Genomic DNA, 21,079 nt, shown 5'->3' with positions numbered 1-21,079 from the left:
CGCCCCACCGGCGAACCCAGCCGACGAGACTGGATCGCCGTGATGAGCGCCATGCTCGGCGCCTTCATGGCGGTGCTGGACATCCAGATCACCAACTCTTCGCTCAAAGACATCCAAGGCGCGCTGTCGGCCACGTTGGAAGAAGGCTCGTGGATCTCCACCTCCTACCTGGTGGCCGAGATCATCATGATTCCCCTCACCGCCTGGCTGGTGCAGCTGCTTTCGGCACGCCGTCTGGCCGTGTGGGTTTCCCTGGGCTTCCTCGCTTCCTCGCTGCTCTGCTCCCTGGCCTGGAACCTGGAGAGCATGATCGTCTTCCGTGCCATGCAGGGCTTCACCGGCGGGGCACTGATCCCCCTGGCCTTCACCCTCACGCTGATCAAGCTGCCGGAACACCACCGCGCCAAGGGCATGGCGCTGTTCGCCATCACCGCCACCTTCGCGCCTTCCATCGGTCCGACGCTGGGGGGCTGGCTCACCGAGAACTTCGGCTGGGAATACATCTTCTACATCAACGTGCCCCCGGGCCTGCTGATGATCGCCGGCCTGATGTACGGCCTGGAGAAGAAGGCGCCCCACTGGGAACTGCTCAAGCGCACGGACTACGCCGGCATCGTCACCCTCGGCATGGGGCTGGGCTGCCTGCAGGTATTCCTCGAAGAGGGGCATCGCAAGGACTGGCTGGAATCGAACCTGATCGTCGGCCTGGGCAGCATCGCCCTGGTGAGCCTGGTGCTGTTCGTCATCCTGCAGCTCTCACGCCCAAACCCGCTGATCAACCTGGGCATCCTGGCCAACCGCAATTTCGGGCTCAGCAGCATCTCCAGCCTGGGCCTGGGCGTGGGGCTCTATGGCTCCATTTATGTGCTGCCGCTCTACCTGGCGCAGATCCAGGGCTACAACGCCCTGCAGATCGGCGAGGTGATCATGTGGATGGGCGTGCCCCAGCTGTTCCTGATCCCGCTGGTGCCCAAGCTGATGAAGATCATTTCGCCGAAGCTGCTGTGCGCCATCGGCTTTGGGCTGTTCGGCGCGGCCAGCTTCGCCTCGGGCGTCCTCAATCCGGACTTTGCCGGCCCGCAGTTCAACCATATCCAGATCATTCGTGCCCTGGGCCAGCCCCTGGTGATGGTGACCATTTCGCTGATCGCCACCGCCTACATCCTGCCCCAGGATGCCGGCTCGGCTTCCAGCCTGTTCAACATCCTGCGCAACCTGGGCGGCGCTATCGGCATCGCCCTGCTGGCCACGCTGCTGGACAGCCGCGCCAAGGTCTACTTCGACTACCTGCGTGAATCCCTGGTGCCCAGCAATCCCCAGGTCGCAGAACGCCTCGCCCTGCTTTCGGAGAAGCTCGGCAGCGATCAGGCGGCGCTGGGCAAGCTGAGCGAGATCGCCCACCAGCAGGCGGCAATCATGGCGTACAACGATGCCTTCCATTTCATCGGCATCGCCCTCGGGGTCAGCATGATTGCCGTGCTGCTGACCCGCAGCCTGCCGGCCGGTGGCAGCGGGGCCGGCGCTGCTGCCCACTGATCCCCGATCAGACCTTCAGCAGCAGGTCGCGCAGCTTCTGGATTTCGTCCCGCAGCTGCGCAGCGGCCTCGAACTCCAGATCGCGGGCGAGCTGGAACATCTTCTCTTCCATCTGCCGGATGCGCTTGTTGATCTCGCTGGGCGAGCGCAGTTCGGCCTCGTAGCGGGCACTCTCTTCGGCCGCCTTGGCCTGGGCTTTGCGTTTGTTGCTGCGCGCCCCCGGTACGGTCGCGCCTTCGAGGATGTCCTTGATGTCCTTCTGGACGCCCCTGGGCACGATGCCGTGAGCCTCGTTGAAGGCGATCTGCTTGGCACGGCGACGCTCGGTCTCGTCGATTGCCCGCTGCATCGATCCCGTGACGTTGTCGGCATAGAGGATCGCCCGGCCGTGCAGGTTCCGCGCGGCGCGGCCAATGGTCTGGATCAATGAGCGCTCCGAACGCAGGAAGCCCTCCTTGTCCGCGTCCAGGATGGCTACCAGCGAGACCTCGGGCATGTCCAGGCCCTCGCGCAACAGGTTGATCCCCACCAGGACATCAAAGGCGCCGGTGCGCAGGTCGCGGATAATCTCGACCCGCTCGACGGTGTCGATGTCGGAGTGCAGGTAGCGCACGCGAACGTCGTGATCCCCCAGGTAGTCGGTGAGGTCCTCCGCCATTCGCTTGGTCAGGGTTGTGACCAGGACGCGCTGGTCCAGCGCGACACGCTTGCGGATCTCCGAGAGCAGATCGTCTACCTGGGTCGCGGCCGGCCGCACTTCGATTTCAGGGTCCACCAGGCCGGTGGGGCGCACCACCTGCTCGACCACGCGACCGGCATGTTCACCCTCGTAAGGCCCCGGCGTGGCCGAGACGAAGATGGTCTGCGGCGCCATCAGTTCCCATTCATCGAAGCGCATCGGACGGTTGTCCAGGGCGGACGGCAGGCGGAAGCCGTACTCCACCAGGGTTTCCTTGCGGGAACGGTCGCCTTTGTACATGGCGCCGATCTGCGGGACGGTGACGTGGGATTCGTCGATCACCAGCAGGGCATTCGGCGGGAGGTAGTCATACAGGGTGGGCGGTGCCTGCCCGGGATCACGTCCGGACAGGTAGCGGGAGTAGTTCTCGATGCCGTTGCAGTAGCCCAGTTCGAGAATCATCTCCAGGTCGAAGCGGGTGCGCTGCTCCAGTCGCTGGGCCTCCAGCAGCTTGTTGGCGCCACGCAACTGCTCCAGCCGCTCCTTGAGCTCCTCCTTGATCTTCTCTACCGCCTCGAGCAGCGTCTCGCGCGGCGTGACGTAGTGGCTCTTGGGGTAGAAGGTGAAGCGGGGCAGCTTGCGGATCACCTCGCCGGTGAGCGGGTCGAACGCGGAAAGGCTCTCGACCTCGTCGTCGAACAGCTCAACGCGAATGGCCTCCAGGTCGGACTCGGCGGGGAAGATGTCGATCACATCACCGCGCACCCGGAAGGTGGCGCGGGCGAAATCCATGTCGTTGCGGGTGTACTGCAGGTCCGCCAGGCGCCGAAGCAAGGCGCGTTGGTCGATGCGGTCCCCACGGTCCAGGTGCAGCACCATCTTCAGATAGGACGCGGGGTCACCCAGGCCATAGATCGAGGACACGGTGGCCACGATGATCGCATCCGGGCGCTCCAGCAACGCCTTGGTCGCCGAGAGGCGCATCTGCTCGATGTGGTCGTTGATCGAGGCGTCCTTCTCGATGTAGGTGTCCGAGGACGGGACGTAGGCCTCAGGCTGGTAATAGTCGTAGTACGAGACGAAGTACTCGACGGAATTGTTCGGAAAAAAGGCCTTGAACTCACCGTAAAGCTGGGCTGCCAAGGTCTTGTTGGGCGCCAGAACCAGGGTGGGCCGCTGCACCTGGGCGATCACATTGGCGATGCTGAAGGTCTTGCCGGAGCCGGTCACGCCCAGCAGAGTCTGGTGCGAAAGGCCCGCTTCCAGGCCCTCCACCATCTGACGGATGGCCTCGGGCTGGTCGCCGGCGGGCTGGAAACGCGTGACGAGCTGAAAGTTTGACATGGCGATCCTCGGACTTGCGGTGTGACCCCCTCGCGCAGAGGGCGTCAAAACTGGCGAAAAGCGGGCGTTTGATGTCGCCCCTGGCGACCGTGACCGCTATAATACCGGCCCGATTGCGCAACCCCAATGCAGACGCTCGGGGTTGCTCAGGCCCCCTCCCCTTCCCTCTCCTCGAGCAGCCGCATCATGAGTCTGTTTTCTGCTGTCGAAATGGCCCCACGCGACCCGATCCTGGGCCTTAACGAAGCATTCAACGCCGATACCCGCCCCACGAAGGTGAACCTCGGCGTAGGCGTCTACTACAACGAGCAAGGCCGTATCCCCCTGCTCCGCGCCGTAGCCGAAGCCGAAAAAGCCCGCATCGAAGCCCATGCACCCCGCGGCTACCTGCCGATCGAAGGCATTGCCGCCTATGACCAGGCCGTGCAAAAGCTGCTCTTCGGCGCCGACTCCCAACTGCTGGCTGAAGGCCGTGTCGTCACGACCCAGGCTGTAGGCGGCACCGGCGCGCTGAAAACCGGCGCAGACTTCCTCAAGCGCCTGCTACCCGACGCAGTTGTGGCCATCAGCGATCCGAGCTGGGAAAACCACCGCGCGCTGTTCGAGTCCGCCGGCTTCCCGGTCCAGAACTACCGCTACTACGATGCCGCTACCCATGGCGTAAACCGCGCCGGCCTGCTGGAAGACCTGAAAGCCCTGCCCGCACGCTCCATCGTGGTCCTCCACGCCTGCTGCCACAACCCGACCGGCGTCGACCTGGAATTGGATGACTGGAAGGCGGTACTGGAAGTCCTGCGCGAGCGCGAGCACGTTCCGTTCTTGGACATCGCCTACCAGGGTTTTGGTGCAGGTATCGACGAAGACGCCTTCGCTGTCCGCCTGTTCGCCGAATCCGGGCTGCAGTTCTTCGTGTCCAGTTCCTTCTCCAAGTCGTTCTCGCTGTACGGTGAACGTGTTGGCGCGCTATCTGTCGTCACCAGCTCGAAGGAAGAGGCCGGCCGGGTCCTGTCCCAGGTCAAGCGCGTCATCCGCACCAACTACTCCAACCCACCAACCCACGGCGCCACCGTGGTAGCCAGCGTGCTGAACAGCAATGAACTGCGCGCCATGTGGGAAGCTGAACTCGCCGAGATGCGTAGCCGCATCCACAGCATGCGCCTCGCCATGGTCGAGCAACTCGCCACCCAAGGCGCCAAGCGCGACTTCAGCTTCGTTGCTCGCCAGCGCGGCATGTTCTCCTACTCCGGCCTTACCGCCGAGCAGGTCGAGCGCCTGAAGAACGAGTTCGGCATATACGCCGTCAGCACAGGTCGCATCTGCGTAGCTGCACTGAACGGCAGCAACCTGGACAGCATCACCCACGCCATCACCCAAGTGCTCTGAGCAAGGCAGGAGAAGCTCAAGCCAGGTGCTTGACTTCTCCTTTCTAATCAGTAAGATACGCACCGTTGTTCCGCGATAGCTCAGTCGGTAGAGCAAATGACTGTTAATCATTGGGTCCCTGGTTCGAGTCCAGGTCGCGGAGCCAAACTCAAAAGCCTTCGGTATGTGCCGAGGGCTTTTCGTTTATGCACCCGATTCGTACCAGCCTCGCATTACCCTACGAAGTACGTGTCTAGTCCTGAAATAGGTTTACACCTTTCAGGCCAAGTTCCAGACCTCAAAACGCCCGTTGGACCGCATCGGGCGTTTTGTATTTCAGGGCCAGGTGAGTGCCCGTTCCCGGTTATAGATATCGACGGCTTCGCGCACCATACGGCGCGCGTGTCCGAGGTCAGTGTGGTCTGTCCCGCGCTGAGTGGACACTGACTTTAGGTGGATAATGTCCACCGCAAGGAGTGTTCATGACCCAGACCAGACGACGTTTTCCCGAATCCTTCAAACGCGAGGCGGTAGACTAGGTACTTGCAGGCACGCCGCTTCGTCATGTAGCCGAGACGCTGGGCATCGCTGAAAGCCTGTTGGGCAAATGGAAGCGCCAGTACGAGCAGCAAGGTGACGATGCCTTTCCGGGCAACGGCAAGCAGCGAGGCGAGAGCGCGGAACTGCGTCGTCTACGCCAGCAACTGGCTCAGGTCACCATGGAGCGCGATGTTTTAAAAAAGGCGCTCGCCATCTTCTCGCAGCCCACGAAGTGAAGTTCCGCGCCATCGAGGCGTTGGCCGGTCGCTATCCCGTAGCGCCAATGTGTCGGCTGCTGCGGGTATCCCGCAGCGGCTTCTATGCATGGCAGCAGCGACCACCTTCGGCGAGAGAGATGGCGAATCGGCGTCTGAGCAAGGAGATCCGCACCATCCACCATGAGGTGAATGGGATCTATGGCCATCACCGAATCAAGCCGAGTTGGTAGCCATGGGGCATGCGTGTGGTCGACACCGGGTTGCTCGACTGATGCGCAAAGCCGGTCTGCGCGTTCGTTCGCGCAAGCGCTGGCGGTTAGTTTCCAGCAGTCGTCATGCTCTGCCGATTGCCCCGAACCATCTGGATCGCCAGCTTGCCTCGGATCGCGCCAATCGGTACTGGGTCTCGGACATGACCTACGTGCGGACGGCCCAAGGCTGGCTATATCTGGCCGTCGTGCTCGATCTCTATTCACGCGCTGTCGTCGGTTGGGCGATGCACCACCGCATGCAGCAGGCTTTGGTACATGCCGCGCTGGAGATGGCCGTTGCACGTCGACAGCCGAAAAAAGAAGTGCTGCTGCACTCGGATCGTGGCAGCCAATACTGCGCGTACGACTACCAGGCCTTGCTTCGGCGACATCGAATCGTGCCCAGCCATTCACGTCCGGGGAACTGCTGGGACAACGCCGCGATGGAGAGCTTCTTCCGTTCGCTGAAGGCTGAGCGGGTGTACCTGACTCGCTACGCCAGTTACCAGGAGGCGAAAACCGACCTGTTCGACTACATCCGCTTTTACAATCACCGCCGTCGCCACTCGACGTTGGGCTATCTCAGTCCGATGGAGTTTGAGCGGCGAAATGCGAGCAGTAGCTCTTAACTACCTGTCCACCAGTCCCGGGACAGACCAAATCAGAGCTATTTTGAAATAAGGGCGAAGATGTAAACCTTAATGAGGACGGGGCACAAAAAAGCCGGCTATCAAACCGGCTTCCTTATTTTAGGCCTCAGCACTTACTCGACGCTAAGCCTGTCGCGGTTCGCCTCAAGAGTCTTGGCGCCAATTCCCTTGACCTGCAGCAGATCGTCTACGGATGAGAATGCACCATTGGCTTCGCGATACTCCACGATTGCCTTGGCCTTCAACTCACCAACTCCGACCATCGCCCCCTGCAACGCAGCAGCATCGGCCTTGTTGATATCCACCTTTTTTACGACCTGCTCGGTAGCAACCTTCGTCGGCTCGCTCTTGGATGGCGTCTCCGCAGCAATGGCGAACCCGGTAAAACCGAGGAAGACGAACAACAGGGAAAGAATCCGTACGAGGATCATCACTTAAATCTCCATGTGACTAGCTTGAGGTGCGGTACTCCTAAACCCGCCGAGCCAAGCTAGCCCCTGGAGAGAGGCGGCTCAATTCCACGCTGTTGATGGATCCAGTCAACGATTTCCTCATCGGGAGAGTATCCGTTTACAGTCTCACGTAGGATCTGGCGCACCGTCTTGTAATCGTCCTGTTCAACCGCTTCAAGCAGGCGCTCAATGACAGTCTTGAAAGCCTCCCAAGGCAGATGCTCTTCATTCGCCCTCATGATCATCGGGTGATCGGTCGGACTGACGTTCTCGCCAATCAGCAACTCTTCGTACAGCTTCTCGCCCGGACGCAGTCCTGTGAACTCGATAGCGATATCACCATTTGGATTGTCTTCACTACGAACGCTGAGCCCCGAGAGATGGATCATCTTTTCCGCCAACTCGGCAATCTTGACGGGCTGCCCCATGTCCAATACGAAGACATCCCCACCCTGCCCCATCGAGCCGGCCTGGATGACAAGCTGAGCAGCCTCCGGGATAGTCATGAAGTAGCGAGTGATACTGGGGTGAGTAACGGTGACCGGGCCGCCCCGCTTGATTTGCTCACGAAACAGCGGAATCACCGAGCCGGACGACCCCAGCACGTTACCGAAACGGACCATGGTGAAGCGGGTCTTGTTGACCTGGTTTACTCCGGCCTTCTGTACGAGCAGTACAGGCGCCGCCTCACGACTCAAGGCCTGCAACACCATCTCGGCCAAGCGCTTGGTGCTGCCCATTACGTTGGTTGGACGCACGGCTTTATCAGTTGAAATCAGAACGAAGTGCTCAACTCCGGCCTGGATAGCAGCCTGAGCGGTGTTCAGGCTACCGATAACGTTATTGAGTACACCCTCCGCAATGTTGTGCTCAACAAGGGGGACATGCTTATAGGCGGCCGCATGGTAGACGGTATCCACTTTCCATGTGCGCATCACATCCAGCAACCGATCGCTGTTACGTATCGAGCCCAGAATCGGCAACAAACGCACAGGCAGGCTATGAGAGCGAACACGTCGCTCCAGCTCCGAGTGGATGCTGTAGAGGTTGAATTCGCTGTGCTCGAAAAGAATCAACGTCTCGGGATTACAGTTGAGAATCTGCCGACAGAGCTCGGAGCCAATAGAACCACCTGCACCAGTGACTATCACTATCCGGCCACGAATACAGCGCTCGAACAAGTCAGCTCGGGGAGGGACCGAGTCACGCCCAAGCAAATCGGCGATATCCACTTCTTGCAGGTCACTGACACTGACACGACCACTGGCTAGATCCATGAATCCAGGAACAGTGCGGACATGAACTGGGTAACGCTCCAACGACGCAATAATCTCGCGGCGGCGCTGACGAGTAGCAGATGGGATGGCGAGAAGTACCTCGCGAGTAGCGGTCTGCGAAATCATCGATGGAATGTTTGCTGGCTTGTATACCTTGAGACCATCAATGACGCGATCCGCCAGACTCTCGTCATCATCGATGAAAGCAACGGGGCGCATCGCCTTGCCCATGCGCAGTGCAGCTGCCAACTGATTTCCTGCTGAACCCGCACCATAGATCGCCACTCTGGGCAGACGATCATCCGAAAGTAAGGAGAAGTCCGAGAAGAGGCTTCCGGCGAAATACTGACGCATGAGCAGGCGCAGGCCACCGATAAAGCATAGACAAAGCCACCAATAGATGAAGATGACTGAGCGTGGCATCAACTCATCTGGACGAATCAGGTAGATAACCACCGCCAAGATAAGCGTGGATAGGCTGACCGCATTGAATATCGTGAGTAATGCGTTGGAGCCAAAATAACGAAGTACAGCGCGGTAAAGGCCGAAATTGATAAAGAGAGGAACAGCTGTGAAAGGGGCGATTAGAAATAGCCAGGAATAGTCTGCAAAGGGGTTGATGAACCCCTCGGAGCCCAACCTGATGGCAAATGACAACCAGAGGGCCGCCCAGATAAGCAAAATATCAACGACTACCTGCATGGCCCGCTTACGCTGGCGAGAGAGCCCCAAGAGACGCACTCGCATATCTAGAAGCGCCATGAGCCCTCCCAAACAGGACTAAAAATAACCATCACGCACTTCCCTCCTTTACACCTGCTCGATACCTGATGCACAACAGAACCAGAGGTGCGTAAGCCAGTACCAACCCTACAAGTTCGTTCAAGTTACCGGTACCGACCAGCAAAGCCAGAGGCAATAGCCAGATGACGTTGATGATGACCACTGCCAGCGTTACGGGCAGGTGACGCCCATAGAGACGGGAAGCATATTGGTAAGCGTGGCTTCGGTGAGCCTCATAAGGCTTCTCGCCGTTCAGCAGCCGGCGAATCAGCGTAAAGGTCGCGTCCGAGATGAAGACGCCGAGAAGGATCAACCACCCCCAGAAGAAATGCATATCCAGCCATGCTGCCTGGATCGTCAGCAATCCGAGTATGATGCCTAGAAAACCACTGCCCGCATCCCCCATGAATATCCGTGCAGGGGGGAAGTTCCAAAACAAAAAACCAACGACCGAGAAGGCAACGCAAAGCGGCAGGACTGGAAGCGTCGGTGACGCGGCAAACCACATCAGTAGCGCCCCCCCGGCACATGCACAGACAGCCTCTACACTAGCGATGCCATCGATACCATCCATGAAGTTGTATAGATTCAACATCCATACGAGGTAGAAAACCGCTAGCAGATGGCCGATCCAGCCCAGGTCGAACTCTACCCACATAATGATCAGGGGCGGAAATCCTCCCAGCCAGAACAGCGCCCACGCCGCCGCCGCAAAGTGTCCAAGCAGCCGCCACCTAGCCGCAATGTGACCATGATCATCGAGAAAGCCCAATAGAGCTGTGCTGGCTCCAGCACCCATGAAGGCGACAAAAATTGGCCACTCGATCAAGCCCGCCACTAGAAGAGCGCACAGGGAGAGAAGAAAACAGAACACAACGGCTGCCCCTCCGCCCCGCGGAGTTGGCAACTTATGCGAGCTCCTTTCGTTCGGAACATCCATGAGGCTGCGGGAAAGCGCGTATCGACGCATGACCCCCGTCAGCAGGAAGGCTGCCAGGGTCAGAAAAGGGAGAAGGAGCAGAAAAGTCATGAAACCCGCTGTTCGATAAGATGCTTAGCAGTTTCGTTCAGGGCATCCTGAACCTTGCAGGGAGGCGCCCACTCGAGCAGGCGCTTTGTTTTTTGGATATCGACCTGAAGAGAATCGCACAAGCGCTGCGCCATGCCCCGTCGACCCAGAATCGTCGCAGCCCACATAATCAATTTCGCGGGTATCGGAATCAGACGTGCTGGTTCACCGAGGGCCTCGCCCAGTCGGAAAAGCAGTGTAGTTGTAGACATGTCATCGTCATCGCTGACAAGGAAGGTCTCGCCCTTTGCGCCGGGGTGGTCAATACACCGGATGATCAAATCAACCAGATTGAACACGGCGACAAGGCTACGCGAATTATCAACCCTCCCCAACGGCAATGGGAGCCCTTTCTGCAGCCAGCGCATCAGTGTCAGAAAGTTGGCCCCGACGCCGGGGCCATATACGAGAGGAGGCCTAATAATAACGAGCTCCATCCCGGTTTCGCGTGCAAGTCTCTGCAGCCCCTCCTCCGCCAACAATTTGGACCGCGCGTAAGCATCGCCTGGCGCAGGCAGGTCGTCCGCAGTAAACGGGCAATTGGCTCGGGTCTGTTCGCCGTTGACCTTGATCGAGCTGATAAAAATGAAACGGCGAACCCCCATGGCAGCAGCCTGCTTGGCCAGATTGAGACTGCCCTGGACGTTAACTCGATCAAACATCTTCTCGGACTGGTCACCAGACTCCCCCATGACGTGCACTCGTGCAGCACAATGCACAACGACATCAACGCCTTGAAGCAGCTCAGTCCACCCTGTATCGGGCCCCAGATCCGCGACGCCCCTTACATCCGAAAAGCGGCACGCTGCAACCTTGGCCTCTCGAACTACGGCTCGTGCGGCGAAACGCCCTTCAGACACGAGCCGAGACATCAACGCACTCCCGACGAAGCCATTTGCGCCCGTAACCAAACAACGCGTCATTGAACTCCCTCTATCTGACGCTTGGGGATGGCCCCGGCAAAATAGAACCGGAACAAATACCTGAGCAGACTACGCAAATACCAGCTGAAGTGCTTGGAGAACAAATGTCGGTTCTGAAACGCACCGGTATGAATGGCCTTGACCTTCGGCAAATAAAGCAAACGGACTGAATCACGCCTGCGAGCCCTCAAGCAAAGGTCTACATCCTCGAAGTACATGAAATAGCGCTCATCGAATCCGCGCAACGCAGTATAGAGCGCAGGTTTTATGATGAGAAAAGAGCCAGCCGCCCAGTCACAATAAACCGGAGAGTCATAAATCTCTCGATTGATCAACGAGCCACGCCCGATCTTGAGAAAGCGAGCAACATAATCAGAAAGCCGGGGAAAGAAGCGAACGCTAGGATCAAGCTCCGACATCTCAGGGTTTCGAAATAGACTTATGGACGCCAATGAAGGCCTGTAGAGCAAGAGCTCCTCGTGCAACAACAGTAGTCCGTCCCTGCTGATCTTCACATCGGGGTTGCAGCAGATGAAATAGTCTTCATCCCGCACGGAGAAATGCTCCGCCAAGAGACGAAAACCACGGTTATTATTGGCACCAAAACCGCAAGGCGCGTCCAAAGGCGACGCGTACAAAATTGAATGATTCTCGCAGTACCCTCTAAGAGCCGCTTCCCCAAGGTTATCGACTACACATACGGCTATTGAATTGAGCCCCAAGAACGCGGGCAATGAATCCATAACGAGATCCGCATGCCCATGGGACACAATACAAACATATAGCTTCAAGCAAACCTCCAAGAACAATGCACTCTAGCTTCGCTCCCGCCTGGCCCGAAAAGCAGCCGGCGCGCGCGAAATCAGAGCGACGATCAAACCAAGCCGCCATCGGATGCGTGTGGACAGGTCTATTGTAGAAATTTGAGCCGTGCTGGACTGATTGGCATCGTGACGCCTGTAAAGCAGGCCCGGTTGCTGAAAAAAATAAACGCGTCCATACAATTCCGCCACGAGCCCCAACCACCAGTCATGCATAGGAATGTTGACAGGAAATGGCAGCGCCAGTTCGAGAATGCGCTTTCGGAATGCCATGCAGCAGCCTTGATAAGAGTTGCTAACCAGATTCTTCAGCAACCCAGGGCCGGAGTTATTAAGCAAATAGAATGAGGGAGCGATCAAGCCTAGATCACGGTCGACAACGGTACAGTCGCACACGACAAGATCATGGTCTCGAAGGTAGGACACGACACTTTCCAGTCGCCCTGGAAGCCAAACATCATCCTGATCAGAAAGAATTATAATGTCCCCTTGTGCGTGGAGAAGCGCATTCTGGAAGTTGGCGATCAACCCCTGACGAGGCCCTTGTAGCAACCTGATCCGGGGGTCATTGAATCCATGGATCTTTTCAAGAGTACCGTCACTCGACCCATCATCCGAGACAATGACTTCGTCCTCAGGCGATAACTGCGCGAGGATAGAAGACACCTGCTCAGAGATATAAGCCTCTCCATTGTAAGAGGCTAGGCATACGCTGATCATTACGCTGAACGCTCTCTTCGAAGAACATCCTCTAGAAAGGAAATCCGCTGCATTTCGAGAACATCACTACCCACAAATTTTTTCGCAGACTCCGGTGGCACAACGTAGTCACGATTCTCAAGGCAAAACGCACGTAACGCATCCCTTACCTCAACAAGCTCACCTTGCATGTCGGCCTGCAAGACCCAAGCCGGGCTACAATCCAAGAACGCAGTATCAGAATACCCGATGAACACTGGAAAACCTGCGGCAATGTACTCTCTGACTTTCAGGGGACAAGCTTCCTGCATTCCATTTTTATAAAGAGAAAGAGAACCAATGCAGATATGACTTCGCCTCATGATCTCTCGGTATCGCTCGACACCAAGATAACCATGAAAGAACAGATTAGATCTATCCACACCTGAATAACCCACCACATTGAAATCAAACTCAGGCAGCGCCTCAGCCAAGCGTTCGATATGCTCAACCCCGTGCCAAGGCTGGCCTGGCGTCCCAATGAAGAACAGGCCGATACGTCCTGGCCCAAGATCCTTCATGGGCTCATATTGCTCCAGATCAATGCTGTTTGGAACAACGAATATCGGTTTAGAGTACTTCGAAAAATCAGGCGAAGCAGCAAGCTCGCGCGTAACGCTAACCATCCCTCGGACGCGAGAAAGAATGAGCCCCCTGAAAAAACGGTAGACATAATAACGCAAGCGAGAACGCAACGTTCGCTCAAGGCGGGCCAAAAGGCGAAACTCATTTACATCATGTGAGTTTAACTCAGTCACACAAATATAATCATTGAGAATTTTATGCAACGTACAACTAAAGCTTATATACCGAAAATAGACAACATCAGGAGAGAACTCTCTTACATCATCTAGAAGTGATTCATTCTGCCTCAGAGCCGAGGAGAAATCACCTTTTCGCAAATACTGTCGCCCAGACAATATGGACTCACCAAGCCGAGGGGTTGTACAAAAAACCTCGACATCGTGCCCTTGCCCTCTCCAGGCCTTTATTTGTGATGCCACCTTCTTTATCACCCCATCATTAGAGGTGGCATCATGAAAAACCAAATATGCAATCTTCACTAAAACAGGCTCCAATACGAGTCAAGCAGAGCGCCAGTCAGTGCACTCATGATTACTGACCTAGAGAATACCATCGGCAGAAATTGATCCAACGCCACACCTGCGGAGTATATGGCTGCTGCCCAGCAACAATGGATTCGAATGCTTTCCTCAGTTGCATCTGATCTAGGAATGGCAACTCAAGGTCTTCGCTCAACCAACCACGAATAGTGTCTGCCATTGGCAACAGCCATTGCCGTTCAGGCGTTGCAAAACCTATTTTGTCGCGACGATCCAAGACCTCGTCAGGGACGATACCGCGCAATGCGGCACGCAATAACCTCTTTGTTTCTCCTTGAGGAGAAATAAGGTATTCCTCGGGCAACGAGAGCAAGGACTGAGCAAGGTCTGGGGTTAGAAACGGAACCCGGCTTTCCACTGAGAAACGCATGGAGTTTCGATCACCATGACGCAGCAAGGCAGGAAGCCCTTTCTTCGTCAAAGCAAGCGCCAACTCACCAGCCAAACGACGCCCCGCTATTGCACCACCAGCCTGCTGGCGCGGGTATTTTGTAAGAACTCCTTGTTCTGCTAGATATCTGGCGTTGATCCACTGCGGAGTACCGCTAGATCCTTTTAGGCTACGGAGACTCTCATACAGGTAGTCTGGAGCGATCTCGCCCATAACCTGCTTGATGCCCATCCCCCAGGAGCGGCCTGGCCACCGTGTCCAGCTTGCGAGGAAGCTCCAGGCCCGTCCGTACTCCCCTCGCTCCAGCATGCTTCTCACGCGGTGCCCCGGATAGCCCTCGTATCCGGCCAGCATCTCGTCTGCGCCTTGCCCATCCAGCGTGACTGTTACTTCATTCTCCATCGCCGATCGGAAGACACGGTACTGGGCGTAAATACTCGTGCTTCCGAAAGGCTCTCCCTGGGTACGAATCATGTCGTCCAGGTCACTTGCCAACTCGTCCTGGCTCACCGTGATCTTATGAGCCGTAGCACCGACATACTGATTGATATGGTCAACCCACTGCTCTTCTGAGAGCGGGGTGCCCTTGGCAATGTAGCTGAACGTATTGATAGGTAGATCGGGCTCGACATGCCGCATGGCGCAAACAACGGCAGAGGAATCAAGCCCTCCAGAAAGGGCGGCCCCGAGCGGAACATCGCTGCGCAGATGAAGCCTGATGCTCTGAAGGAACTCCTCGCGGAAACGCTCCGCCGCCTGGTCAAAGCTCAGGTCAGTTCGCTCTGTGACAGAAGGCAGCCACCAGCGTTTCGGGGAGGCAAGAGCGCCTGAAGAGAAATCGAACTCCAAGAGGTGACCAGGCTCGAGCTGCAATACCCCGTCAACGAAAGTACGTGCATTGCTGTCGTAGTCGTTGTGGACCAGATAGTCGTAGGCACGTTGCAAGTCCAGCCCCATACGACGCCCAGTCAGCGCCTTAACGGCCGAAATTTCCGAGGCGAAGGCAAAGCTCTCAGGGGTGGAGGTATAGAAAAATGGCTTGATGCCGAACGCATCACGAACGCAAGTCAGCTTTCCTGAACGTTTTTCATATACAGCGAACGCAAACATGCCAACCAATCGCGTCAAACACGAACGCCCCCACTGCCGCCAAGCAGCTAGAAGCACTTCCGTATCGGAGTTGGAGACAAAAACATGGCCACATGCGGAAAGCTCCGCCCGCAACTCGCGATAGTTATATATCTCACCATTGAACACGATCGATGCACTGCCGTCCGGCGTGTGCATCGGCTGATGCCCCCCGGCGGTGAGGTCGATGATCGAAAGACGCGTATGTCCGAGACCAAAGGTGCCGCGTTCAAGGGCATACAGCATATGGCCACTGTCATTGGGTCCTCGGCGACGCATAGACCACAGCGCCTGAGAAAAACCCTCATCCAGACCTGAAGCATTCGCCCACCAGCCACCAGCAATACCGCACATGGTTTATATGTTCCCTATGGCCTGCACTCGCTCCGCGCCTATGCACGCATTAAAAGTCGTCGCAGTCGAATGGCCAATGAATGAATGTCGGAAAATGATAGAAGTCGAGTCACGACCATGGCAATGAGCAAGCCAACGAACAGCAAGAGCTTGAGCAGCAACGCCGTCCACAGGCCGCTCTCGGAGTGATCGATGTATCTGCCAAGAAACGCACAAAGAATAAACACCAGCACCGATGCCAAGCTCGAGTACGAAGCGTAGGGAACTGAATAAAGGGTTTGGCTGACCATCAGCCAAGCCAGGAAGAAGACGGCCGAAGACAGCAAGGTTGCCAATGCTGCACCCAAAGCCCCTAACGGTGGGACAAGAAGCCAGTTTGCGGCAAGCCCGACCAATGCTGCACCCAGGGTAATCCAAAGTTGCCAACGTGTTTTCTTCGCGATGGCAATGCCCGGAGCAAATATATACATCTGTGACAGCAAGAGTGCCGGCGCCAACAGCATCACCAACGGAGCAGCGCCCAGATAGTCTGGGGACGCGAATAGAATCAACAATTCTTTTGCAAACAAACCAAGAAAAAGACAACTGCTCAATGACAAGGCAAAGAACCAAGAGAACAGCCTGGCTATCTGCCGAGGCGTTTCAGGCTCTTTGAAGTGCTGATATATCAGAGGAGTAAGAGCCGCCTGCACCCCCAGTACCAGCAAGGAAATCAGACCCGCGATTCGGTTGCCAATGCCGAAAATACCTATATCGTCCAGCGTTCCAAAGTAGCCCAGGAAAAAACGATTGATATAGAGGCTTACAAAAACGGCAACGCCGGCCGGCACCAAGGGTATGGAAAACGTCAGCATGGCTTTCAGGAGGCCACGGTCGAACAACAAACCGAACGTTCCACGCAACAACCACAGGCTCAAAAGAGTAGCGCCACCCGCTGAAACCAGTTGCGCAAGAATGACACCGCTCAAAGCCAGATCGAACAACAAGCAAAAAATAACGGAAAAAATCAACGTACCTGAAGCAAAAAGAAAACTGACCAATGCATACGACTTGCTACGTAACTCCCAACGAAACTGATTGAGCAGCAGGTAGAAAATACCATTGACCGCAATGAAACCAATGGCAATCCTGAATGACGTCAAATAGTGTTCATTCCCTATGAGCCAACGGTTCAACCAGGGCGCAAAAACCTCTCCAGCTGTCAGAAAAACACCATACATCATGGCAGTGAACCAGAATGTCGTACTGGCGAGCCGACGTCGCTCATGAGGCTCACGAGTATCGGCCCAATGGCGGGCCAGCCCTTGTGATACCTCAAGCGCGACTACAAGATTGGCCAAGGCGCCCAGGGTTACCAGAAGATCATAGGCGCCATAGTCACCGGGGGATAAAACCCGTGTGTAAAGGGGAAGAAGGAATATTGCCAGCCCCTTCGATAGAAGCGATGCCAGGCCATATACCAGACTGTCGCGCAGCGCGGCCTTAAGCATTGGCGGGTATCGATGCTGAAAAAGCTATCAAGCCTTGCTCCAGCAAGGGCTTATCCGTGACCTGTAATGCTTCTGCACCGAAATGCTCTAACAGCAACGCAACCCTGTGAGCAACGCTCGCCTGGGAAAGCCCACACCCTTGAAAATATTGCACGTTCCCAGGAGACAGCCACCACTCTTCAGGCACATCATCATTCAGTAGACGCAAATAGCGCGTAGCCACAGCAGAAGAACTCCATCGCTCACTGACAAAACGCCTGGCGCGCTCACCGAGTGCTTTACGAAAGGGTGCATCGACGATGAGTCGCTCTATAGCGGCTTCCAGCTGCTCAGGAACGATGTATAGGCTTGGAGGCAATTCAGCCCCACTCAAAACACAATCAACCTGCTCGGAAAAGTAGCCGCCAACTACGGCGGGCTTTCCAAAGAAAGCTGCCTCTGTCGCGAAGACAGCTAAAGGGGTATCCGAATATAACTGGTCCACCACAAAATCGCAGGTAGCAAGCTCCTTGAGTACAACCTCATTGGGCATCTTTTCAATCTTGATCAGATCAATAGGGTGCCCCTTGCTTATAAGTCGATCAATGGTTTCCAGAATAATGGCCGTGCCTTTAAGAACAGGATGGGATGGACTGTGTAGAATGCGAATCCGTCCTGAACTGGAGCACTCCGCGGGCGGCAGGTCAACTGGCATAAACTTGGGGATTCCCAAGGAAAACCAGTTTATGTATGGGCGCTCATGAAAATGTGCAGTGGAAGGCGAGTTGACCAGGTAGTCAGCATAACGCTCCTGTAACCTCAGCCTTTTCTTGCTACTCAGCGACAGGCGCATAAGTTGAACTGCTGCCGCACTACCACTTTCAGGAAACGCGTGCATACCATCCATATAAGGAGGCCTGGTATCGCTGCCGACATAAATAAATATGATTTTTCTGGACAGGCGGCTCAACAACCAGAGCTCGAATGACGAGCTGGTTATTGTCTGGCCGTACAGAAAGATGAAGGCATCATACTTGAACGCTGCGCGAGCAAGAATCAACCAACTCCAAAGACTGTGCACAGCCACCAAAGCGAGCTTTCGTACTATGCGCGATCGGGGAGTGCTATTACGCAACGCCCCGATATATCGCCAAAACCGATAGAACCAAGGAGGAACATCACGCCCATAATTGAACGGGTGAGGAATCGAAAGCCTTACGCTCGCAGATGCACCCAGCGCGTTAAGCCCACTGGCAAGCCCCTCAGCGATACCGGCAATCTCCACAGGCCCCAAGAAGACATGTAATTTTTTTTTATGGCTCAAACTACTCACGCCCGCCCAACCACCCTGCATGGGGTACCGAATGCCTTGCAGCCAGATGGAATATCCTTCAAGACCAGACTATTTGCACCTATGACCACACCATCGCCAATGGTCACGCCTTTCACAATGACGGCATTAGGGCCGATATAGCAATTGGAGCCTATTAGAGTGGGCGCCAACTCAATGGGAGCCTGACCTCCCGACAGGGAGCGCTCGACCGTATCGTGCGTATAAATCTGTACACCAGCAGAAATTGAGCAATGGGAGCCGATGCTCAAGCCTCCTCCAGATCCATCAAGAACAGTAAATGGCCCGATCCAGGTGTGCTCGCCAACCTTCACATCACCCAGGATAAGACTGCTGTCATAGACAGAAGTCCCCTCACCGAACCCTAACTCCCGTGCCTTCTCCCAACGGTCGACTACGTAGTCTCCGAACGGAAGCGTACGCTTGAACCGCTCATGAACCTCACGTCGACGTGACACCCAAAACTTCTTGAGGCCACTTAACAATGATTCCATGTCAACGATCAACCTAGAACCGCAATCAAGGCAGTACAAACCTTCTGGACGTCATCGGTACTCATCTGCTCGAATAAAGGTAGTGCCAAGCCGCTTGCATACAGTTGTGGTCCAACTATGCAATTTCCTGCCTGATCGCCATAAATCCCAATCACACTCAAGCTCTGGGCTCCGAGGTTGGACTCCACGCCGTGTTCACGCAATGCGGCTATCACCTCACTGCGCACGAAGGAAGGATTAAGTACTACCATAAAGGTCTGCCAACTATGCCCCTCATCCCAAGCAGGACAAGTCAATAGCCCTTGCTTCACAAGCGGAGCCAAGTTACTCAAGTAGCCCTTTGCCAAATCACGACGAGTCTGGATCCACTCATCAAGATGAGGCAACTGCTGGCGGCCAAGAGCAGCTTGAAAGTTGGTCAGACGATAGTTTGTAGCTGGTTCGAAAAACTGCATGCCAGATGAAATTCGTTCCATGCCATGATTGCGTAACCGTCGCATACGAGTGGCCAATTCAGGATGACGAGTTGCAATAGCTCCCCCCTCCCCGGTCGTCAGCGTTTTTCGGGGATGGAAAGAAAAACAACCGATATCAGCCAGATTGCCAGCCTTACCACCGGCATAGGTTGCCCCCAAGGCACAGGCCGCATCCTCAATCACAGCCAACCCATGAGCCTCTGCAATTCGATTTATCGACGTCATGTCTGCCGGACATCCAAACTCATGCACCGGCATGATTGCGCGCAAACGCTCCGGGCCCCTCCAGCCAGTAACAAGGGACTCGAGGGCGTCCCTATCCAGCGTATAGGTTCCAGGTAGGACATCGACAATAACGGGTTTGGCCCCTGTCAATGCAACGACATTGGCCGTAGCAGGAAATGTGAAGTCAGGAACGATGACAGCATCTCCCTCCCCAATATCAAGAGCCATCAATGCCACATGAAGTGCGGAAGTGCCGGATGATACAAGAATCACATCACCACAACCGAGATACTCAGCAAGCTCTTTCTCGAAAGCCTCACACTCCTGACCATGAACCAATTGGCCAGAGCGCAAAACTTCTACGACAGCTGCAATTGCAGCGTCATCAATATTGGGTTGGGAAAGCTTAAGCATACTCAGCTCTTGAACAGGGAGGAAAGTTGCGGAAGGCTAGCTTCGTTTGCAGCAACCCAAGTGGCGGTGCGCTTGAGCCCCTCCTCTAGATCAACCTTGGCTTCGAAGCCGATCAAATCTTTGGCTTTCCCGATCTTGGGAATGCGCAACTCGATGTCCGCAGACAAAGCATCGCGGAATACGATTTTCGAGGAGCTATTCACCACGCGGCAAACCGCCTGAGCCAGCCCGTAGATGGTGGTGACAGCTCGCGCATTACCAATGTTGAAAGACTCGCCCACAGCGTTAGGATGCTCAAGCGCACAGAGAACACCTTCAACCATGTCATCAACGAAGCACCAAGCGCGAATCTGGCTACCGTCGCCAAAGATGACAAGGTCCTCGTTATTGAGCGCTTTGCGCACGAATATGGACAGCGCACCCTCTCCGGTCTGCCCCGGACCATAGACGTTGAACGGACGAACAGTGACAGTCGGAAGACCATATTGCTTGTGATAAGCATGTGCCAAATGCTCACCGGCAAGCTTGCTTACCGCATATGTCCAACGAGCTTCGCCAACTGCACCAGTAACGGTCTGCTGCCCTTCATCGACCTTAAAAGCGTGCGAGCCGAACACTTCGGAGGTAGAGAAATCTACAAATCGCTCTACGCCTCCGAGCTCTTGCGCAGCCTGCATTGCATTGGCTGCCCCTATCATGTTGACCCGCATAGTCGTCACTGGATTGCGAACGGTCGACTCGATTCCGGCAATGGCGGCCGCATGCACCACCAGTTGAGCGCCGGACATTGCTGACTTGAGCAAGTCATAGTCCAGCACATCGCCTTGGATTTGCTGCACATTGGGATGCTTGTCGTAGACAGTGCTCTTCAACGTGTTTCGGGTGTAATTGTCATATACAACAATCTGATTTTGCTCAGCCAAGCGAGAAATAAGCATACTGGAAATAAAACCAGCGCCGCCTGTTATGAATATTTTCTTGCCAGCAATCATTTAATTAACACCTTGCTT

General features: G+C 55.8%; 16 protein-coding genes, 1 tRNA gene and 1 pseudogene. 4 read left to right on the top strand and 14 right to left on the bottom strand.

Translation table 11 applies throughout. The features are described 5' to 3' along the window. Positions 1–39 precede the first annotated feature (39 nt). Positions 40–1,536 (top strand): MDR family MFS transporter, encoded by a 1,497-nt coding sequence (locus FBY21_RS29190; protein ID WP_160480584.1) that lies wholly within the window; start codon positions 40–42, stop codon positions 1,534–1,536. A gap of 7 nt (positions 1,537–1,543) precedes the next feature. On the opposite strand, the gene uvrB is transcribed toward FBY21_RS29190, so the two are convergent. Continuing rightward, a complete protein-coding gene (uvrB, locus tag FBY21_RS29185; protein WP_142016151.1) occupies positions 1,544–3,559 on the bottom strand; it encodes an excinuclease ABC subunit UvrB in 2,016 nt (671 codons plus the stop codon). Between the two features lie 186 nt (positions 3,560–3,745). Here uvrB and FBY21_RS29180 point away from each other — a divergent pair, with 186 nt between their 5' ends. The 3 genes and pseudogenes from FBY21_RS29180 (at position 3,746) to FBY21_RS30410 (ending at position 6,559) form a co-directional block, all read left to right on the top strand. After that, complete coding sequence (locus FBY21_RS29180; RefSeq protein WP_142016148.1) at positions 3,746–4,942, top strand: amino acid aminotransferase; 1,197 nt, start codon at positions 3,746–3,748, stop codon at positions 4,940–4,942. Positions 4,943–5,011: 69 nt separating this feature from the next. Continuing rightward, a tRNA-Asn gene (locus FBY21_RS29175) sits at positions 5,012–5,087 on the top strand. Between the two features lie 316 nt (positions 5,088–5,403). Then, positions 5,404–6,559: pseudogene (locus tag FBY21_RS30410) on the top strand (IS3 family transposase). Positions 6,560–6,693: 134 nt separating this feature from the next. On the opposite strand, the gene FBY21_RS29160 reads toward FBY21_RS30410, so the two are convergent. From FBY21_RS29160 to FBY21_RS29100, 13 genes are all read right to left on the bottom strand, one after another. Beyond that, positions 6,694–7,011 (bottom strand): ComEA family DNA-binding protein, encoded by a 318-nt coding sequence (locus FBY21_RS29160; protein WP_142016671.1) that lies wholly within the window; start codon positions 7,009–7,011, stop codon positions 6,694–6,696. Between the two features lie 59 nt (positions 7,012–7,070). Next, positions 7,071–9,071 carry a polysaccharide biosynthesis protein gene (locus FBY21_RS29155; RefSeq protein ID WP_142016135.1) on the bottom strand — a complete coding sequence of 667 codons (2,001 nt, stop codon included), beginning with the start codon at positions 9,069–9,071 and terminating at the stop codon, positions 7,071–7,073. A gap of 31 nt (positions 9,072–9,102) precedes the next feature. Then, complete coding sequence (locus FBY21_RS29150) at positions 9,103–10,122, bottom strand: MraY family glycosyltransferase (protein ID WP_142016132.1); 1,020 nt, start codon at positions 10,120–10,122, stop codon at positions 9,103–9,105. After that, positions 10,119–11,084 (bottom strand): UDP-glucose 4-epimerase family protein, encoded by a 966-nt coding sequence (locus FBY21_RS29145; protein WP_142016127.1) that lies wholly within the window; start codon positions 11,082–11,084, stop codon positions 10,119–10,121. Before FBY21_RS29145 ends, FBY21_RS29150 begins: the two co-directional genes overlap by 4 nt. Continuing rightward, positions 11,081–11,827, bottom strand: a complete 747-nt coding sequence (locus FBY21_RS29140) for a glycosyltransferase family 2 protein (protein ID WP_142016124.1) — start codon at positions 11,825–11,827, stop codon at positions 11,081–11,083. The genes FBY21_RS29145 and FBY21_RS29140 overlap by 4 nt, the downstream gene beginning before the upstream one ends. Before the next feature lie 72 nt (positions 11,828–11,899). Next, positions 11,900–12,625 carry a glycosyltransferase family 2 protein gene (locus FBY21_RS29135; protein WP_142016120.1) on the bottom strand — a complete coding sequence of 242 codons (726 nt, stop codon included), beginning with the start codon at positions 12,623–12,625 and terminating at the stop codon, positions 11,900–11,902. Further along, positions 12,625–13,707, bottom strand: a complete 1,083-nt coding sequence (locus tag FBY21_RS29130; protein WP_160158632.1) for a glycosyltransferase family 4 protein — start codon at positions 13,705–13,707, stop codon at positions 12,625–12,627. The genes FBY21_RS29135 and FBY21_RS29130 overlap by 1 nt, the downstream gene beginning before the upstream one ends. 52 nt (positions 13,708–13,759) lie before the next feature. Continuing rightward, positions 13,760–15,640, bottom strand: coding sequence for an asparagine synthase (glutamine-hydrolyzing) (gene asnB, locus FBY21_RS29125; protein WP_142016113.1), 1,881 nt, complete (start codon positions 15,638–15,640; stop codon positions 13,760–13,762). Positions 15,641–15,678: 38 nt separating this feature from the next. Then, positions 15,679–17,130, bottom strand: a complete 1,452-nt coding sequence (locus FBY21_RS29120) for an oligosaccharide flippase family protein (RefSeq protein ID WP_142016109.1) — start codon at positions 17,128–17,130, stop codon at positions 15,679–15,681. Beyond that, positions 17,123–18,442, bottom strand: coding sequence for a glycosyltransferase (locus tag FBY21_RS29115; protein WP_142016105.1), 1,320 nt, complete (start codon positions 18,440–18,442; stop codon positions 17,123–17,125). The genes FBY21_RS29120 and FBY21_RS29115 overlap by 8 nt, the downstream gene beginning before the upstream one ends. Then, complete coding sequence (locus tag FBY21_RS29110; RefSeq protein WP_142016101.1) at positions 18,439–18,954, bottom strand: acyltransferase; 516 nt, start codon at positions 18,952–18,954, stop codon at positions 18,439–18,441. The genes FBY21_RS29115 and FBY21_RS29110 overlap by 4 nt, the downstream gene beginning before the upstream one ends. A gap of 8 nt (positions 18,955–18,962) precedes the next feature. Then, complete coding sequence (locus tag FBY21_RS29105) at positions 18,963–20,069, bottom strand: DegT/DnrJ/EryC1/StrS family aminotransferase (protein ID WP_142016098.1); 1,107 nt, start codon at positions 20,067–20,069, stop codon at positions 18,963–18,965. A gap of 2 nt (positions 20,070–20,071) precedes the next feature. Further along, positions 20,072–21,061 (bottom strand): NAD-dependent epimerase/dehydratase family protein, encoded by a 990-nt coding sequence (locus FBY21_RS29100; RefSeq protein ID WP_142016094.1) that lies wholly within the window; start codon positions 21,059–21,061, stop codon positions 20,072–20,074. Between the last annotated feature and the right edge of the window lie 18 nt (positions 21,062–21,079).

This window comes from Pseudomonas sp. SLBN-26, from assembly GCF_006715895.1.
GTDB lineage: Bacteria > Pseudomonadota > Gammaproteobacteria > Pseudomonadales > Pseudomonadaceae > Metapseudomonas > Metapseudomonas otitidis.
The sequence above is the reverse complement of the archived record's forward strand: the minus strand, read 5'-3'. Positions and strand labels throughout refer to the sequence as shown.

Excerpts from the sequence above, each read along its gene's own strand:
- FBY21_RS29120 (WP_142016109.1), bottom strand. The coding sequence starts at position 17,130 with ATGCTTAAGGCCGCGCTGCGCGACAGTCTGGTATATGGCCTGGCATCG.
- FBY21_RS29135 (WP_142016120.1), bottom strand. The coding sequence starts at position 12,625 with ATGATCAGCGTATGCCTAGCCTCTTACAATGGAGAGGCTTATATCTCT.
- FBY21_RS29160 (WP_142016671.1), bottom strand. The coding sequence starts at position 7,011 with ATGATCCTCGTACGGATTCTTTCCCTGTTGTTCGTCTTCCTCGGTTTT.
- uvrB (WP_142016151.1), bottom strand. The coding sequence starts at position 3,559 with ATGTCAAACTTTCAGCTCGTCACGCGTTTCCAGCCCGCCGGCGACCAG.
- FBY21_RS29145 (WP_142016127.1), bottom strand. The coding sequence starts at position 11,084 with ATGACGCGTTGTTTGGTTACGGGCGCAAATGGCTTCGTCGGGAGTGCG.
- FBY21_RS29100 (WP_142016094.1), bottom strand. The coding sequence starts at position 21,061 with ATGATTGCTGGCAAGAAAATATTCATAACAGGCGGCGCTGGTTTTATT.
- asnB (WP_142016113.1), bottom strand. The coding sequence starts at position 15,640 with ATGTGCGGTATTGCTGGTGGCTGGTGGGCGAATGCTTCAGGTCTGGAT.
- FBY21_RS29105 (WP_142016098.1), bottom strand. The coding sequence starts at position 20,069 with ATGCTTAAGCTTTCCCAACCCAATATTGATGACGCTGCAATTGCAGCT.
- FBY21_RS29110 (WP_142016101.1), bottom strand. The coding sequence starts at position 18,954 with ATGGAATCATTGTTAAGTGGCCTCAAGAAGTTTTGGGTGTCACGTCGA.
- FBY21_RS29150 (WP_142016132.1), bottom strand. The coding sequence starts at position 10,122 with ATGACTTTTCTGCTCCTTCTCCCTTTTCTGACCCTGGCAGCCTTCCTG.
- FBY21_RS29140 (WP_142016124.1), bottom strand. The coding sequence starts at position 11,827 with ATGGATTCATTGCCCGCGTTCTTGGGGCTCAATTCAATAGCCGTATGT.
- FBY21_RS29180 (WP_142016148.1), top strand. The coding sequence starts at position 3,746 with ATGAGTCTGTTTTCTGCTGTCGAAATGGCCCCACGCGACCCGATCCTG.
- FBY21_RS29155 (WP_142016135.1), bottom strand. The coding sequence starts at position 9,071 with ATGGCGCTTCTAGATATGCGAGTGCGTCTCTTGGGGCTCTCTCGCCAG.